The 392-nt window shown below is 47.7% G+C and carries 1 pseudogene; it reads right to left on the reverse strand.

Features of this window, described 5'->3' with window-relative positions:
• Positions 1 to 392 (reverse strand): annotated as a pseudogene (locus DUL71_RS31815) (UDP-glucose/GDP-mannose dehydrogenase family protein); the annotation flags it as partial.

A 392-nucleotide genomic window follows, 5' to 3' on the forward strand; every position in this document is an offset into this window, starting at 1 on the left:
ACACCTTCACGTAAAAACTCTGGGTTGGATACTACCGCGAATGGTACATCTGTATTGGCTTTCATTACCGCGGTCACTTTATCTGCCGTGCCTACCGGTACGGTTGATTTGGTCACGATCACTTTATACTCGGTGATCAGTTTGGCGATATCCTTAGCCGCGCCAAGTACATAGCTCAAATCTGCCGCACCATCTGCCCCCGGTGGCGTTGGCAAGGCTAAAAAGATCACTTTCGCCGGTGCTATCGCTTCGGCAAGGTTGGTGGTAAACGTTAACCGCTCCTGTTTGATGTTACGCAAAAACAAAATATCAAGCCCCGGCTCATAGATCGGCATTTCGCCATTGCGCATCTTGTTTACTTTTTCTTCTACTATATCTACACAGGTTACTTC

This window comes from Mucilaginibacter endophyticus, assembly GCF_003351025.1.
Taxonomy (GTDB): domain Bacteria; phylum Bacteroidota; class Bacteroidia; order Sphingobacteriales; family Sphingobacteriaceae; genus Mucilaginibacter; species Mucilaginibacter endophyticus.